Origin of the sequence: Enterococcus sp. DIV1368b (assembly GCF_050529595.1) — a bacterium.
In the GTDB taxonomy this organism is placed as follows: Bacteria; Bacillota; Bacilli; order Lactobacillales; family Enterococcaceae; genus Enterococcus_B; species Enterococcus_B mundtii.
This window is the reverse complement of record NZ_CP172883.1, coordinates 1,119,927-1,136,995: the sequence shown is the minus strand read 5'-3', so window position 1 is coordinate 1,136,995 and position 17,069 is coordinate 1,119,927. Positions and strand designations below refer to the sequence as shown.

At 38.4% G+C, this 17,069-nt stretch carries 17 protein-coding genes; 1 reads left to right on the top strand and 16 read right to left on the bottom strand.

What is annotated here, in order from left to right; translation table 11 throughout:
* Window positions 1-7: 7 nt before the first annotated feature.
* The 6 genes from IGJ19_RS05380 to IGJ19_RS05355 form a co-directional block, all read right to left on the bottom strand.
* Window positions 8-1,894 carry an ABC-F family ATP-binding cassette domain-containing protein gene (locus IGJ19_RS05380; protein ID WP_430604460.1) on the bottom strand — a complete coding sequence of 629 codons (1,887 nt, stop codon included), beginning with the start codon at window positions 1,892-1,894 and terminating at the stop codon, window positions 8-10.
* A 222-nt stretch (window positions 1,895-2,116) separates the two neighbouring features.
* On the bottom strand, window positions 2,117-4,213 hold the full coding sequence (locus tag IGJ19_RS05375; protein ID WP_086334507.1) for a cation:proton antiporter: 2,097 nt from the start codon (window positions 4,211-4,213) through the stop codon (window positions 2,117-2,119).
* Window positions 4,214-4,225: 12 nt separating this feature from the next.
* The gene (locus tag IGJ19_RS05370) at window positions 4,226-4,501 is read right to left on the bottom strand and encodes a hypothetical protein (protein WP_071866377.1); all 276 of its coding nucleotides are present in this window, start codon (window positions 4,499-4,501) and stop codon (window positions 4,226-4,228) included.
* Window positions 4,502-4,730: 229 nt separating this feature from the next.
* Entirely contained in the window at window positions 4,731-5,186 is a 456-nt protein-coding gene (locus tag IGJ19_RS05365; RefSeq protein ID WP_010735761.1) for a hypothetical protein, read from the bottom strand.
* Window positions 5,187-5,451: 265 nt separating this feature from the next.
* Complete coding sequence (locus tag IGJ19_RS05360; RefSeq protein ID WP_071866376.1) at window positions 5,452-6,657, bottom strand: CCA tRNA nucleotidyltransferase; 1,206 nt, start codon at window positions 6,655-6,657, stop codon at window positions 5,452-5,454.
* Between the two features lie 19 nt (window positions 6,658-6,676).
* Window positions 6,677-7,015, bottom strand: a complete 339-nt coding sequence (locus IGJ19_RS05355) for a nucleotide pyrophosphohydrolase (RefSeq protein ID WP_010735763.1) — start codon at window positions 7,013-7,015, stop codon at window positions 6,677-6,679.
* 247 nt (window positions 7,016-7,262) lie between these two features.
* Between IGJ19_RS05355 and IGJ19_RS05350 the strand changes: the two genes are divergently transcribed.
* The gene (locus IGJ19_RS05350; RefSeq protein ID WP_065096580.1) at window positions 7,263-8,144 is read left to right on the top strand and encodes a YitT family protein; all 882 of its coding nucleotides are present in this window, start codon (window positions 7,263-7,265) and stop codon (window positions 8,142-8,144) included.
* 294 nt (window positions 8,145-8,438) lie between these two features.
* Here IGJ19_RS05350 and IGJ19_RS05345 read toward each other — a convergent pair whose 3' ends face one another.
* The 10 genes from IGJ19_RS05345 to cmk all read right to left on the bottom strand — a co-directional run bounded on the left by IGJ19_RS05345 (window position 8,439) and on the right by cmk (window position 16,991).
* Window positions 8,439-8,564: a hypothetical protein gene (locus IGJ19_RS05345; protein ID WP_231112550.1), complete on the bottom strand. Its 126-nt coding sequence runs from the start codon at window positions 8,562-8,564 to the stop codon at window positions 8,439-8,441.
* On the bottom strand, window positions 8,564-8,827 hold the full coding sequence (locus tag IGJ19_RS05340; RefSeq protein WP_065096581.1) for a hypothetical protein: 264 nt from the start codon (window positions 8,825-8,827) through the stop codon (window positions 8,564-8,566). Before IGJ19_RS05340 ends, IGJ19_RS05345 begins: the two co-directional genes overlap by 1 nt.
* Before the next feature lie 83 nt (window positions 8,828-8,910).
* The gene (locus IGJ19_RS05335; RefSeq protein ID WP_081277454.1) at window positions 8,911-9,339 is read right to left on the bottom strand and encodes a GNAT family N-acetyltransferase; all 429 of its coding nucleotides are present in this window, start codon (window positions 9,337-9,339) and stop codon (window positions 8,911-8,913) included.
* 449 nt (window positions 9,340-9,788) lie between these two features.
* Window positions 9,789-10,349 carry a YpiB family protein gene (locus tag IGJ19_RS05330; RefSeq protein ID WP_071866411.1) on the bottom strand — a complete coding sequence of 187 codons (561 nt, stop codon included), beginning with the start codon at window positions 10,347-10,349 and terminating at the stop codon, window positions 9,789-9,791.
* Window positions 10,350-10,354: 5 nt separating this feature from the next.
* On the bottom strand, window positions 10,355-11,614 hold the full coding sequence (locus tag IGJ19_RS05325) for a tetratricopeptide repeat protein (protein WP_071866363.1): 1,260 nt from the start codon (window positions 11,612-11,614) through the stop codon (window positions 10,355-10,357).
* A complete protein-coding gene (locus tag IGJ19_RS05320; RefSeq protein WP_142433583.1) occupies window positions 11,615-12,661 on the bottom strand; it encodes a hypothetical protein in 1,047 nt (348 codons plus the stop codon).
* Between the two features lie 244 nt (window positions 12,662-12,905).
* On the bottom strand, window positions 12,906-13,181 hold the full coding sequence (locus IGJ19_RS05315; RefSeq protein ID WP_002290178.1) for an HU family DNA-binding protein: 276 nt from the start codon (window positions 13,179-13,181) through the stop codon (window positions 12,906-12,908).
* Between the two features lie 246 nt (window positions 13,182-13,427).
* Complete coding sequence (gene der, locus IGJ19_RS05310; RefSeq protein ID WP_010735768.1) at window positions 13,428-14,738, bottom strand: ribosome biogenesis GTPase Der; 1,311 nt, start codon at window positions 14,736-14,738, stop codon at window positions 13,428-13,430.
* A 212-nt stretch (window positions 14,739-14,950) separates the two neighbouring features.
* Window positions 14,951-16,177 (bottom strand): 30S ribosomal protein S1, encoded by a 1,227-nt coding sequence (gene rpsA / locus IGJ19_RS05305; RefSeq protein WP_071866361.1) that lies wholly within the window; start codon window positions 16,175-16,177, stop codon window positions 14,951-14,953.
* A 133-nt stretch (window positions 16,178-16,310) separates the two neighbouring features.
* Window positions 16,311-16,991 (bottom strand): (d)CMP kinase, encoded by a 681-nt coding sequence (gene cmk, locus IGJ19_RS05300; RefSeq protein WP_142433584.1) that lies wholly within the window; start codon window positions 16,989-16,991, stop codon window positions 16,311-16,313.
* Between the last annotated feature and the right edge of the window lie 78 nt (window positions 16,992-17,069).

The window sequence follows — 17,069 nt, the reverse complement described above, 5'->3', positions numbered from 1 at the left end:
TTCCCTCCTAATTATCTGCCCATTCACTTAAATATTCCCAACGTGACATTTTTTCTTCCAGCAGTTCCTCAGTTGTGGTCACTTCTTTTTGTAATTCTTGCAATCGTGTGAAATCATCCCCTTGATGGTTCATCTCCTCTTGCAATTCATCCAAACGATTCTCTAGTTCCGCAATCTCATCTTCGATTGTTGCCCATTCTTTCTGTTCCATATAAGAAAGCTTTTTCTTTGGCTCAGATTTTTTTTTTTCTATCTTAACTTTGACTTTTTCTGGTTGAATCTGTTGATCTTCTTTGCGTTTGGCTAAATAGCTAGACATATCGCCATAATAAAGCTCTTGTTTGCCATCTCCTAGAAAAACTAACAGTTTATCAACTACCTTATCTAAGAAATAACGGTCATGAGAAACGGTGATCACCGCTCCAGGGAAGGTTCGGAAATAATCTTCCAAGATCGTTAAAGTAGCGATATCTAAGTCATTGGTTGGCTCATCCAGCAATAGAACATTTGGTTGCTGGATCAATAATTTGAGTAAATATAAACGACGCTTTTCCCCACCAGATAGTTTACGGATCAGTGTTCCGTGCATAAATCTAGGAAACAAGAACCGCTCCAAAAGTTCGGCGACACCGATTTGCGTTCCATCCGCCGTTTGGACTTCTTCTGCCGCTTCTTGCAGATAAGCAATCATTCGTTTGTCCGGAGACATTTTTTCATTTTCCTGTGTATAGTAAGCTAATCGAACAGTTTCGCCAATCGTATAGATGCCACTATCTAAGGATAATTTCCCTGCTAAGATATTTAACAACGTTGACTTTCCAGCACCGTTCTCTCCAGTGATTCCTAGACGCTCTCTTGATTGGATCAATAGATCCAAGTGTTGGAGCAAAGGTTTTCCTTCAATCGAATACGAGCCATCCTTGATCTCGATCACTTTTTTACCTAAACGTTGTGTCGCGATATTTAGTTCGATATCCGTATCATGATTGACTTGATATACGTTTTCTTTTAAATCTTCAAAGCGATTGATACGTGCTTGCTGTTTCGTCCCACGAGCTTGTACTCCCGCTCGCATCCAAGAAAGCTCCTGCTTATACAGGCGTTTACGCTTTTCTTCTTGTTCGACTTCGACACGATCTCTCTCGGCTTTTTCAATTAGATAAGCTTCATAATTGCCTTTATATTCATAAAGATTCCCAAAGGCAAGTTCAAAGATCCGATTCGTGACACGATCTAAGAAATAACGATCATGGGTCACCATCAATAAGGCACCCCGATATTGTTTCAAGTAAGATTCCAACCATTCGATCGCTGCATAATCTAAGTGGTTTGTCGGCTCATCAAGTAATAAAAGATCAGGTTCATCGATCAAAACCTGTGCTAAGCTCACACGTTTTTTTTGTCCACCCGAAAGCTCACCGATTTTCTTTTCTAGTTGGCTGATCCCTAATTTTTGCAAAATGATCTTGGCATTTGTATCCGTCGTCCAAGCGTCCTCTTTATTCATTCGCTCTTCTGCCAATGCATAGCGTTTTTGGACTGCTTCATCATCGCCATTTTCAGCTAATGCAATCAAGGCTTCCTCATAGAGTCGTACAGTCTGGATCAATGGACTATTCCCTTGAAAAACAGCTTGTAAGACCGTATCATTTTCTGAAAATGAATCGGTTTGTGATAAATAACCGATACGGTAATCATTCGGATAAAAAACTGTCTGCTGATCACCATCTCCACTGTCAAGTCCAGCAATGATATTCAAAAGACTTGTTTTACCAGTTCCATTAGTACCAATCAAACCGATGCGATCATGTTCATGGATCAAAAAGGAGATCTGATTAAATAATTCTTTTTCTCCATATGTTTTTTTGAGGTCAGTTATTTTTAGCTCTTTCACCAGTACTCCCCCCTTATCTTGGATATTGTAACATAAAACAATTGTTTAAAAGATAGTTTTTTTCGAATATTCTTTTTTTTAGGTAGCATTGCAGATACGTATTCTCTCATTTCATATAACTGAATATCCAGGATTCACAAACCTGACTTCCAGGATAAACTTAATTATTAAGGTTAAACGACTTCTGTCACAACACCATAAAAAAAGAGGAGCTGTGCTTTGTCACAACTTCCTCTTTTGGTCTTGTTTCAATTGAAATTTCTTTGCTTTCGCTTGGAAAGCAAAGCGAAATGAAAAGCGATCTGTCGGCTGATTCATTGTATAGGACTCCAACAGGTTGATATTTCTTCTGTATTGATTTGCAGAAAAAGTCGTGATTGCTTCTGCTACTTCATATTCATCAATGACTTTTCTTTCTAAATAATAACCTCTTAGCATTTTTTTCGTAAATAAACGATCTTGCTGGATCATCCAAGAGGAAATCAGATTACCACTCATCATCCGAATCCCTTGAGCTTTTCGTTGTTCAATGAAGAATCCAATCATCGATTCATCATAAACATCCGTTAGATTCTCCAAACTTTCAATGATCAACTGAGTATTCTTTTGATACGTCTCTCGAATTTCTTGAATATCTTTCTCAGAAATCATGGTTTGGCGATCACTTTGCCGTCGTTGCCAAAACATTTTTGGATGGAGAATGATCCGCATCAGTCGACGTACTACGATAAACCAAAAACCAATGAATGATAAAATTTGACTTGTGATCGACTGTTCAAAGTTAGCCAGGAATCTTGAATAAAAACGATAGCCATTAGAAGACAGCTTCCCAGAACGATATCTTTCATCCAAGCCATCTCGCTCAATCGATAAAATCAATGCTTGGATTTCTTGGACTTCTTGCTTTTCATCGCCACTCAAATCAGATAAATAGAGCTCACTGATTCTTTCTTGGTAAGTCTCAATCACCGCTTCTATCGCTAAATAAGCTTTTGATCCTGGTTCTTCCGCTTCTTTTTCTAAGCGTAGTGTTTCAATCACTTCTTCCAAGATCATCAATGCTTTTAAATCAGTCGTTGCTGCTGCTTCTGTTTCAGTCAACATCGGCAAGACAATGATTCCGATAATCAACGTGACTAGAATAACACCTGCGGTCAAAAACAGGAGTAATGAACGTTGATTGAATGCCATTTGGTTGATCGTAAATGGCAAAATAAAAATAGTTGCTAAACTGACGGTTCCTTTTACGCCTCCGAAGGTTAAGATCAAGACTTCATTCAGTTGTTTCTTGAGACTTTGGAAACCGCCCTTGAATATATAAAACAAGCTGATTGAAACGAAGCGAATGATGAACAGCATGATCGAAATCAATAAGATAATCATTAGCAACAAACTATTCGGATATAAACCGTCACCCCAAACAGGTGTAAAGACTTGTGTCAGTTCGATTCCTAAAAATATAAATACCAGTGCATTCAATGTGAAGGCAATCGTTGTCCATGTACTATTCGACAAAGTTGACAACTCCGCATCAAAGACTGAGATTTTTTTAAATCCTGAGGCTTGTAATACCCCTGCAACCACAGCTGCAATAATTCCTGAAACATGAAAGACTTCGGCTAAAACATATGCTAAGAAAGGCAACAACAATTCAATCAACAAGTAGCCTGTCACGTCACGTGCCGACGCTTTCTCAATCAGACCAATAATTTTTCTTTTCATCCAGACAAGTAAAAAGCCGACGACTGCCCCGCCAATACTTGATAAAATCAATGTAACGCCTGCGTTGACCGCAGAAAACGTTCCAGTGATCAAAGCGGCTAAGGCAAATTGGAAGGCTGTAACGCCAGATGCATCATTCAGTAACCCTTCACCTTCCAAAATATGCATGGCTTTTTTCGGAATGTTCACACGATTGGACAGCGAACTGACTGCCACCGCATCTGTCGGACCTAGTGCTGCACCAAAAGCGAAACACGCGGCTAAAGGGACACTTGGTAACAGAAACGATAACGTTGCTCCGACGCCAATCAAAGTCAAGATCACCCCACCAAAAGCGAGAAACAATATCGTATCGAAATTTTTCAAAATCGAGGCGATATCCGCTTTTTCTCCTTCTCTAAAAAGCAAGGGGGCGATGATCATCACTAAAAATAATTCAGGTTCAAAATTGATGGATTCACCCCATTCGGTCAATCCTAAAACCACGCCAAGAAATATTTGGATCAGTGGTGCAGGGATCATCGGCAAGATACGACTTGCTATGTTGGATAGCGTGATCGTGACTGCAAAAACAATCACTAACTCTGCAAATTCCATGCTTGATCCCCTTTATTTTTTATTTTGTGCAAGAACTTTCAAATATTGCTCTTTTTTCTTTAATATTTTGTTTTCAACAACTTCCGCTTGGGTCACTCGACCATCTAACTCACATTGCACACGTTTTGATTCTAAACGGAGCAATTCGTGTTTCAAGCGTCCCAATTGACGATACATCAAGATATTTCTTTTACGCAACTTACATAAGATTTGACGACGATCTTCCATTGAAAAAGTACCATAGTGTTCAACCAGTCGTTTCTTTTGTTCTTCAAAACTCTCTCTCATTTTCAAGATCTCCTATATTCAAACTGCACCAATTATAGCAAAAAGTTCTAAGAATGCAACTAAAACCTTTTTACTTTTACAGTGAAGTGTTTGTTTCAATCCCAGAAACTCATTCTAGTCCAATCACTATAAAATATCAACTGGAATCATAAAATTAAGACAAAAGAAAAACACATGCAAAACCTATTCAAAAGTTTTGCATGTGCTATTTTTTTAACGTCATTCGATCTTATTCGAAATATTCGCCATAAACATCGTCAACACGTTGTTCTGGGTTGATCACAATGTATAAGTTACCAGTTTTTTCACTGATTTTTGTTGATTGATATTGATTATCTAATCCCTCTGTTCCTTTGTCCAAGTAAGGGAAGTATACTAGATCAGGTGTACCATTGCGATACAAGATTTCCATACGTTCAATATCTTCATATTTCAAAGCACGATTGAACATACCCATTTCCAAACCACCTAGATTGATATCATGAGTAGCTACTGAATCTCCTTCATGGAAGATCTCGATTTTAAAACCGGCACATGGATGGATCTCGATAAATTCGCTTCCATTGATACGACCAAAACTTGTTGTGATTTGTTTGATCCAAAGGTCGCCGATGTGACGACGATTGATCGTCCATGTTTCGCCGTTACGGAAATAAAATTTTAGCGCTGTCATTTCTTTGCTCATTAAAAAAATCTCCTTTTTTGACGCATTATATTCTGTTTCATTACTAGTTTAGCATAAAACAACAAAAGCGGTCATCTCTCATGTTTGCTTTTCTGTCAGCTTTTTTGATAACAATCCTCCTATAAAAGAGAAGAGGGACATGAAAAACATGCTACAAAAAAGCCAAACGCTTCTATAGATAACTCTCATGCCCTTACTTTAGCCATGTCAGTATATGAATAGCCCGCCAATCAAACGTAATTAGTGATTGCCACGGTTTCATTGACTACCCTTGTTGCTCTTTCAGATAGGTTAATAACGCAGCTTGTTCATTCGGTACCAGTCCGTTCACTACCGCCGACTCCGCAAGTGCTAATGCTTCACTGACCCATTTACCTGGTTTTTTCTCACTCGTAGCTAATAACACCTTTCCATCAATGGACAACTCACTCATTGTCTTGATAGGAAGTGCGTGATAAATGTCTAGCACAGTTGTTGTGTCAGGGGTTTGTTGGAAGTAAATCATTAATTCCTCCACATCCAACGATGCGTCTTTTCCAAGATGATAAATCTCCAATGGTGTTAATCGTCGTTCTTGTCGCTTCGCCAATCCTTTGACCAAACGTTGGACTTCTCGAATCATTTGGTTGGAACATTTCCATGCTTTTAAGAAAGGTGCCACCTCTTGCTCTGCTCGACCGAGCTGGTTGAGCAACAATGCCCAAGCTTGACTTTCTTTTTTTAATGGAATAGATGGTAAATCGGCAAATCGTAGTAATGCCTCACCATCTTCTTTTAATTGTGGACAATAGATGTAACATTTTGTTTCAACAAATGCGACCAAGCCATGATTACGAAAATCCCCTAAAAGCATTTTGATAAATTCAACATTCATTCGTTCAATAGAAATTTTCTCCAATAAGGCATGGTTGTCTTCGATTGCCTTGGCTGTTTCTTCTTCTAATTTGAATCCTAACTGGCTCACAAAACGAAGGCCACGCATCATTCGCAAGGCATCTTCATGAAATCGTTCAAAAGGCCGGCCAACTGCTCGTAAGACGTGATTTTCTAAATCAGCCAAGCCGTCGAATAAATCGATGATTTCACCATCTTCTTTCAAAGCAAAAGCGTTGATCGTAAAATCTCTTCGCTTTAGATCCTCTTCTAGTGTACGAACAAATGAAACACTATCGGGTCGTCGATAATCTTGATAAGTCGATTCCGTACGAAATGTCGTGATCTCATATTGCTCCTCTTCATGCAAGACGAGAACCGTTCCATGTTCGATCCCAATGTCTATCGTTTTTGGAAACAATTGCTTGATTTCTTCTGGAAACGCACTAGTAGCAATATCTACATCATGAATTTTTTGTCCGAGTAACGTGTCTCGCACACTACCACCAACAAAGTACGCCTCAAATCCAGCTGCCTCGATTTTTCTTATTACTGGAATTGCTTTTTTATATTCGATCGGTAATTCACTTAGTCTCATTTTTACTCCTTCTATCCTCTCACTGTTCCTCATCTTTTCGGGCAAAACGATGATGGTCCCTTCGATTGAACTTCTCCATATTTTTTTCAAATACCGTCGTCAAATCAATTCCTAACGAGTTTGCCATGATCATCGTTACAAATAGAACATCGCCTAATTCTTCCGCCACTGAATTACTAGGTTCTGTTGCTTTTTTACTTTTTTCGCCATATGAATGATTGACCTCTCGGGCCAATTCACCTACTTCTTCGGTCAGACGTGCCATTTGCGCCAATGGCGAAAAATACCCAACTTTAAATTGTTGGATGTACGCATCGACCTCTTCTTGCATACTTTTTAGTGAACGCTCTTCTTTCATTAAGAACCCTCCAATCATCTCTTCCTAAAAAACTTTACAGCAAAACCGCAAGAAGTGCAATTGTGAAAACAAAGAATACATGCTACATTATGTTAGGTATACTTAATAAATTCTTAGCATCAAGCCAACTTGGTCTATTCTATAACTATAAAAAATGAATAACTAGTTTCCTAATCCCTAGGTTTATATCTAGGATTTACCGCTTGTTGCATAATGAATCATATCAATAGTAGAAAGTGGGGATTCGATGACATCATTGAAAACAATGAAAGAAGTTTTTTTTATTATTTTAGGAACAAGTATTTATGCTTTTGGACTAGTCTATTTGAATATCGCAAACCAGCTAGCCGAGGGTGGAGTTTCAGGTATTACCTTGATTTTGCGTGCTCTTTTTCATATCGACCCAGCTTATTCTACTTTATTGATCAATATTCCATTGATCCTACTAGGCGGAAAAATCTTAGGAAAACGCGCGCTCGCGTATACTGTCTTAGGCACTGTCTCGCTTTCTGTCTTCTTATGGATTTGGCAAAGGATTCCCTTACAAATCAACTTAGAGCATGATTTACTGATTGTCTCTTTACTTGCAGGACTGATTGCCGGTGTCGGCAGCGGGATCGTTTATCGTATGGGAGGTACTACAGGAGGAAGTGACATCCTCGCTCGGATACTTGAAAAAAATCATGGAATCTCTATGGGACGTTCCCTTTTAGCTTTTGATGTGATAGTTTTACTTGCTTCATTAACTTATATCGATTTGAAGCGGATGATGTACACGTTAATCGCTTCCTATGTATTTAGTCGTGTCATCGATTTTATCCTTGATGGCGGCTACTCTGCCAAAGGGATTCTTGTGGTCTCAAATAAAAGTGAGGAAATTGCACCTTTATTGATGACTGGCTTACAACGTGGTGTCACATTCTTGCACGGAGAAGGTGGTTTTTCTGGTGTCGATAAAAAAATGATCTATATGGTAGTAAGTGCCAGGGAATTAAATGAAGTAAAACGGATCATTCATGAAATTGACGAACATGCCTTTCTTTCGATTCTAAATGTCCATGAAGTAGAAGGAGAAGGCTTTACGTATCTTAAACCACAAACGAATCGGTTTAAAAAACTGATAGAATGATTTTGAATCAAGTAGTTTCATTCGTCTCCTTAGAGATATTCTCAGTTCATTTAGAAGTGCCTGGGCGATAAGTCATTTTGTGTTTCCTAAAACCGAATATATAGTACTCCACAAGCTTATCTTCATAAATAAGCGTGAAGAACGAAAATGGCTCTTCAAAATTTTCAGGGGTTCACGCTTATTTGTCGTAGTTGGGTACTTCTGTCACATCTTCTTTGATCAATAGCCTTATCGATGTCATACACCTTGATAATTAATTACCCATCCTTTCACTCTTTGGTTTATGCAAAAGCTTTAAGCCTTGACACGATAAACGATACCTTCTGGTACAAAACCTAATTGAGCATAGTAAGGATGCGCATCATTCGCTCCTGAAACATAGACTTCTTTGCTAGGAAACTGTTCGCAAAAGTAGGTCATCAACTGTTTGCCATATTCTTTTCCTCAATGCTCTCTATAAATAAGCAAATCGACGATCCGATCCAGACCACAAAATCATTTAGTGTCCTCATAAAGCCCACAACTTGTCCATTTTCGATTACGAGAAATGTAATAGATTCTTCTATTGCTTCAAGAAAGTTTGGTTGATTCTCTGGTAACCAATAACCCCATTCTTTTCTTTCAGTTTTTAATAAGTCAAATAATTGTTGTTGATATTCTGATGTGTACTTCTTTATTTCCATTTTTTGCATATCCTTTATAACATATTGTCATTTGATCATAGATACTATAGTAGAAATTAAGCGTGGGAATCACTGCTCGCATCCTAAAGAACCTTTCGATAATCCCCGTCTTTATATTTAGTAAAACCATTACTAATCAAAACACGGACAGATGGGATATTTTCTTCTCCAGGATCGGCTATTACTAGACGGCCACCTCTTTTTCTTACTTCTTCAATCAACATTCGAATAATCGTTTTCCCTAGACCTTTCCCCACTACATATTCTTCACCGAGTAGATAGCTCAACTCATATGCTTGAGTATGCTCAAGCGTTCCAACTAGATCGCTATAAACTTCCATCGCATAACCGGGAACTGAAGATATATCAATACATTGTGCAAATCCGATTTTTTTATCATTTATATAAATAATGAAATGATTAATTGGTTTAGTGTTTACCGGAATATCAGCCGATTCCTCTAACCATTCTCGCTTGTCAGACTCTCCATAGGGACAAAACCATTTGTAGATAAACGGTTTCTATATCCAACTTTCAAAAATAGGTAAATCTGCTGGTGTAAAAGGCTTGAATAGAATTTCTTGATTTTTCATGTATAAGTCTCTCCTTGAATGTATTATTTAGCTTAACGTTCAACCACCCTTTAGTTTTTCTGTCCGAAAATATCACTGAAATCAGATATGTATACATTTATAGCAGAACACCGCACCTTCTAAAATTCTATAATATGTAAAGAACTCGGGACATTTCGTTAATACGGATCAACCAAAGGTAATCAGCGAAGCAATCAAAGTAATTTTGTTATTGAAATTCATGTTTCGTTGATCTAAAAACCTTAATAAAAACTAGGCTTCCTTTACGAATATTACTCGGAAGGAAGCCTAGGCTTTATTATATATACTTTCACTATTGATACTTACTTATCAAAATTTTACTCTTCCATGACCAGCTTTCCCCACACTCAGCTCTTACTCTTCTGTGGCGCTTGAAGGATCATGCGGTTCACTTCATCTGATAGTTCAAGAAACGCATCTTTATCGCCTTCTTCTAATGCCTGATCGATCTGTTGGTAAAGCATGCTTAGTTTTGCTGCTTGCTCTTTTTCTTGGAAATAATGCTCGATTAATTCTGTTGATTCTTCACTGATTGCATCTTCCCATGAGGCTAACGGATTATCTTCGATGATTGCTAAATATTCTTTCGTTTGCCACGCATTTTCAAAAAGGCATTCGACATAAAGTGGATTTTTCCAGTTCAGACGGATTTCATGGAAGATCTGATCAGTATCAGTAAATTCCTTTCCATCTAAAAATAGCTTCATCGGTTCACCTTCATATGAAAGATCGGTGATCTGTAAACCACGTCTTGTTAAGTTTGCACCTTCAACAAAACGCACATTGTGTAAGATTGCTTCATGATTTGCCAGATAGTTCAAAATCCAAAATACTTCTCTGCGACTGAAAGAGACATGGTTAACCATCCAAGTTAAGAAATTCTTCTTTTCTTTAACATCAATCAACATATTCATCACCTCTCTGTTAAATCATCTAATAGCGACAAGACCTCCATATCCCCCGGTTCATAAGTTAAATATTGTTCCAATAATTCTCGTGTTTTTGCTAATTGACCCTCTTCACGTAAGAATAAAGCATATTCTTTCAAGAAATCTGGTTCATGATCTAATTCATGGGCTGCTTGTTCATAATGGACTGCTGCTACCGCAAAATCTTCTAATTGATTATAGGCATGAGCGAGGTTCCATTCTGCATATGGATTAGCAACTTCTTCCATTTGGTTGACTGTTTGAACAACGTCTTCATAACGTTCTTGATCCAAGTAAAGATTACTCAACGTCAATAACGTTTCATCTTGTTTGTCACCGACGGTCAATGCATCAAGTAGTAACTTCTCTGCTTTTTCTTTGTCATGTAGACGAAAGGCATTTTCCGAAGCTAAGTGATAAAGTTCTACTTGGAATGGGTTCTCTTTGATACCATCTTCTAAGACTTGTTGTGCTTCTTCGATCATCTCTTCTTCTTGAAGGGCCTGACCTAGATAAAGGTATAAAGATTGATACTGTGGATTCAATTCCCGTAATTCTTGCAAATAATTGATAGCTTTTTCGTTCTCATGTAATTGTAGATTCGTGAACGCTAATTGGAACAGACGATCATCTGTCCGCTCTTCGGCTAAAGCAGCTTCCAGTGGTGGGATTGCTGCTTCAAAATCCCCTTGCATACTCAACGATTGTCCTAAGCGTTCTTGCATGGAAATACTAGAAATTTCTTCTATACCATTCGCTAACAACATTTCGTAAAGTGCGGAAGCTTCATTAAAGCGGTCAACTGAAAAATACAATTCAGCTAATGCAAATTGAATCAATGGTTCTTCAGGTAATAATGTTGCGGCTTCTTTCAATTTTGCTTCACTTACTTCAGGAATACCGATTACTTGATACAAGTCGGCGATTGCTAATAATGCTTGCGGATAGTATTCACTATCTTGCTGGATTTTTTCTAAATAGTCAAATGCCTGATCGATCTCATTGTCTTCGATCGCAATTTCTGCCAACGGAATATTCCATTCATCATTTTCAGGCGATACAGTTAGCAGATGCTCAAAAATTGCCTTTGCTTCTTCTAAAAAACCGATGGCTAATAATTCTTCTCCTAATTCCTGTAACACATCAGCCGGATCTTCTTGGAGCGCTTTTGCCAAGTATTCATTTGCCTCTGTCAAATTTTCGTCTGCTAATGCTTGTAGCATTTTTTCACTATTTGTCATCATCTAAATCCCTCTAATCTCTTGAACGATCCTTTCATAGGACGCCATTGTTTTCAATAGTTCTTGTTCGTTTGGCAATTGATATCCATCTATTATACCAATTTTTTCCAAAACGAGAATTTTTTTGCTCTTTTCCGCTAAAACCAGCACATTTTCTAGATAATCCATTTTTGATATCTCTTCAGGCCAAGTAATCGGATAACCTAGATGTTGCAGCCAGATAAAAAAATTCTTCAATTGGAAAGAAAGCGACTTGATTTCTGAATTCCAGATAAGTTGCATCAAGATACCTAAAAATTTTTTCATACTGGCGGAAAGCAAATGACTATTTTCAGTCAGATAAAAAGCTTGCTCAAATAGTTTACCATAATTTGTCACTTGTTCAGCGTCTTCTTGATAAAAATAAATGATTTCTTCTAGCATACCAGCAAAAGGACGATTGAATAATTTTTCGCGATTCGGATAATTTTTGTAAAGATTTTGAAGAAACGGATGATCACAGACTAACCCGCAACAGATAAAAATCAAAAAATCGATTTGTTTCCCTTCGATTTGCTTTTCACTGATCGTCCGATCATAAATGATTCGTTCTGGAAGGTTCGTCGTTTGAAGAGCCGATTCGTTAGGCCCGTGTAATATCTCGCATTGAGGATTCAGTGCCCGTGCCATGGAGCGGATCGAGACGGGGATCAACCAAAGTGTAGTCTGAAGATACGTATGTTTTTGAAAGAAGCCCGCCAACTCCATAATTCCCTCATTGCCAAAACCTATTACTAAAAGCGGTCGATTTTCGGGATAGCGTCTCGCATAGGATAAGAGACTATGCAATTCAGACAATTGATTACACTGTGTATTGCCACAAATATACCAATCAATCGCTAACTTGTTCGTGAATGACTGTGTCATTTTCTCAGCGTATAGATCATAATAACGTTGGTTCGTCAAAAAAAGAATCGCTTGATCAATCGATTCATTTTTCAACTGACTGACAAATGTTTCCCCATAAAAGATTGTTGTTTCTTCTTGTTGGTAGCGATAGGATAACTCCATGTTGCCCTCCCCTTTTCTTTTATTTTACCATTAGTAAGTAAAATAAAAAAAGAATAAGAAAAACTAGTATATGGACTCATGCCTTTTTTGATCGACTCTATTCTTTTATTTGATATGTAAAGAGTTCCATTCGGTTGCTGAACTATTTGGTTGTCGCCTTTCTACTGCTTTCCGCCACTTTTATCCATCTATATAAAAAATAAAGCGCCTGTAGCCGTAGCCACAAGCGCTTTTTTCAACTGTCTTATTTAACAGCGTCTTTCAATGCTTTACCTGGTTTAAATGCAGGTACTTTGCTAGCTGGGATTTCGATTTCTTCACCAGTTTGTGGGTTACGTCCTTTACGAGCCGCGCGTTCGCGTACTTCAAAGTTACCAAAACCGATTAATTGAACTTTTTCGCCGTTAGCTAAAGCATCTTGGATAGTTGAAAATACAGCGTCAACTGCTGCAGTTGCGTCTTTTTTAGTTAAATCTGTAGCTGAAGCAACTTTTTCGATTAATTCTGCTTTATTTGCCATGGATAGATTCACCTCCTCCAACAAGAGATATGATAGGAACATCATTTTAGTTTAAAAAATTTCTGAGTGGTCCAGAAGTTTATAAGAAATATTGATTAAGTTTCAATATTCTGTTATCACGATATCATATGAATCGCTTAATAGCAAGGTTTTTGGCATTATTTAACCGCTTTTTTTAGTCATAAAAACGTAATACAAAAATATGCTTATTTTTTTTGAAAAAAACGGACTACTATGGTAAAATGCCTATTTTCTTCGACGTGGTATAATTCGGATCGAAGTTCCTTCAAACGTAAATGCTTTTCTGATTTGATTTTCCAAAAAGCGTTCATAAGAGAAATGCATCAATTCTTCTTCATTAACAAAAACAACAAAGGTTGGCGGTTTGACTGCGACTTGTGTTGCATAGAAAATCTTTAATCGTTTACCTTTATCTGTCGGTGTCGGGTTGATTGCTACGGCATCCATGATCACATCATTCAAGACTGCTGAAGAAACACGTAAGTTTTGGTTCATACTCACTTCTTCGATCATTTCAGGCAAACGTTCTAATCGTTGTTTGGTCACAGCTGAAACAAACAGAATCGGCGCATAGTCTAAGTAACGGAATTCTTCACGGATCTCTTGTTCGAAGTCACGCATCGTATTCGTTTCTTTTTTGACTAAGTCCCATTTATTGACAACGATGATCACACCACGGCCAGCTTCATGCGCATAGCCAGCTACTCGTTTATCTTGTTCACGGATGCCTTCTTCTGCGTTCAAGACCATTAACACGATGTCTGAACGGTCAATCGCACGCATGGCACGCATCACGCTGTATTTTTCTGTGGTTTCATAAACTTTACCACGTTTTCTCATACCAGCTGTATCGATCATCATGAATTTTTGACCGTCTTCTGAGACGAAGTGCGTATCGATAGCATCACGTGTCGTTCCTTCGATGTCCGAAACAATCACTCGGTCTTCACCTAGGATCGCATTGATCAAGGAAGATTTCCCTACATTCGGGCGACCGATCAAACTGAATTTGATGGTATCATCCTCTTCTTCTTCTGCTTCTTCATCAAAGAATTTCACTGCTTCATCTAAGATGTCGCCGATCCCTAATCCATGACTTCCAGATACAGGGTAGGGATCACCTAGACCTAGTGCATAAAATTCATAGATATCATTTCTCATTTCAGGATTGTCGACTTTATTAACGGCTAAGATCACCGGTTTATTGCTACGATATAAAATTTTTGCTACGACTTCATCTGCATCAGTGATGCCTTCACGGCCACTGACGACACAAACGATTACATCTGCTTCATCGATTGCGATTTCTGCTTGGTGCTTGATTTGATCCATAAATGGTTCATCGCCTAAGTCGATCCCACCAGTATCAATAATACTGAAATCACGACCTAACCATTCCCCTTTAGCATAAATACGATCACGAGTAACTCCTGGAGTATCTTCGACAATCGAAATACGCTCACCAGCGATACGGTTAAAAATCGTCGACTTACCGACGTTTGGGCGACCAACGATTGCAATTGTTGGATTTGCCATATTTTTTCCTCCTCACATGTTTCCAATCTCACTTAGTGTACCGAATACTTCGCAAACTTTCAAGCTTAGATCGGTGAACATTCAAGTATTTTTCTGGATCACTACCTATTACAAAAGAAAATGGTCTGGGACGTAATCCCCAGACCACTTGTTTTACACATGTACAACTTCCCTTGATGCTGTAAATTCGCGCTTCGGGAACGATCATTCATTTATTTTTCAGAATCATCTGTTGCTGTTTCTTCTACTTCCCCTTTTAAGGCTTCGCCTAAGATGTCACCCATTGTAAATCCTGTGTTTTCTTCAGGTAACTCATAAGACTCAACTTCTTTTGGTTCTTTATCAGAAGCAGGTTTTTCTTCTAATGCTTTGATACTTAATGCAATCCGGTGCTCTTCTGGATTGACTTCTAAAACTTTCACTTGGACATCATCGCCCTCATGCAACACTTCATGTGGTGTCGCGATGTGTTTATGTGAGATTTGTGAGATGTGGACAAGCCCTTCCACTGTTGGAAATACTTCAACAAAGGCACCAAAGCTAGTTAATCGTTTCACTTTACCTTCAAGTACAGCGCCTACTGGAGCTTTTGTTTCGATATCTGTCCAAGGTCCAGGCAATGTGTCTTTGATCGATAATGAGATACGTCCTTGTTCTGGATTGATTGAAAGAACTTTGACTTTCACTTCATCGCCAACAGCTAAAACATCACCCGGTTTAGCAACATGTCCGTGAGAAATCTCAGAAACGTGTACTAATCCATCAATGCCGCCTAAATCAACAAATGCACCAAAATCTGTGATACGAGCAACGCGTCCTTCGATCACGTCATTTTCTTGGATAGTTGATAGTAATTCTTTTTTCTGTGCTTCTTTTTCTGTTTCAACGACTGCTTTGTGTGAAAGGATCAAGCGATTTTCTGATGGTTCGATTTCAACGATTTTGAATGTCATCGTTTTTCCTTTGTATTCAGAAAAATCAGCGACAAAATGATCTTCTACCATTGATGCCGGAACAAATCCACGAACACCGACATCGACAACTAAACCACCTTTAACTACATTTGTCACTGGTGCTTCGATGATGTTTCCAGCTTGGAAATCTTTTTCGATATCCTCCCAAACTTTTTTCGCATCTAAGCGTCGTTTTGATAAAAGGTAACTTCCGTTTTCTTTGTCTTTACCAATCGTGCTGATCACGACTAGATCTAACGTATCGCCAACCTTTACCACTTCGTTGATATCTTCAACCGGTAAAGTAGATAATTCTTTTGCAGGAACTACGCCTTCAACACCCGTTCCTTCGATTCCAACGATGGCTTGTTTGTCTTCAATGACTAAAACTTCTCCTTTGACGACATCGCCAACGCTCACTTCTTGAACGCTATTCATTGCATCTTCCATAGATTGGTCTGTCTGATTTTGTTCAAATTCTGTCATAACACTTGTCCTCCTAACCAACATTCTGCCGTTAACTACGGTACTGCCTATAGTTTAATTGATTATTTGAAAAAAATAAAGCGATTTCGTTTGTTTTCCATTAAAATGGTCGGATTCTTCGCTTTTTTTCTATTTAGTCAAGAAAATATCCTTTTTGTTGAATCACTTCTTTGATCGCTTGGACAACTTCTTGAATCGTTTTACCGGTTGTATCGATCCGTATCGCATCTTCTGCTTGCTTCAGGGGTGAAACTTTTCTAGTAGAGTCATATTCATCACGTGCTTGTATTTCTTTTGTCAATTCTTCTAAGTCTGTCGGAATATTTTTCTCAAGGTTTTCTTTGTGTCGTCTTTGTGCCCGTTCAGATACGCTGGCTACCAAGAAAATCTTCACTTCGGCTTTTGGTAAAACAGCGGTACCGATATCTCGCCCATCCATGACGACACCCCCATCTTCACCGATTTTTTTCTGGATCGCAACAAGAGCTTCGCGTACTTTTGAATGCGCAGCTACTTCAGAGACCGCTCGTGTAACGTCTGGTTGTCGAATATCTGAAGTAACGTCTTGCCCAGCTACAAAGACATGTTGTCCATCTGCCATTTGCTCAAATGAAATAGGGTTTTCATTGATCAAATCGACTAACTCTGTTTCATCTGAAAAAGCAATGTGATGTTTGATTGCCAAGTAAGTGACTGCACGATACATCGCGCCCGTATCTGTATAAATGTAGTTCAATTCATTTGCGATGATTTTAGCTACCGTACTTTTGCCTGAAGAGGCAGGACCATCAATTGCGATACTAATTCGTGTCATTTTTCATAAACTCCCTTTTCTCAAAAAAAAGGGGCTGTGGCTCAAGCCACTGCTCCTTATTTAATTACATTTTATGAA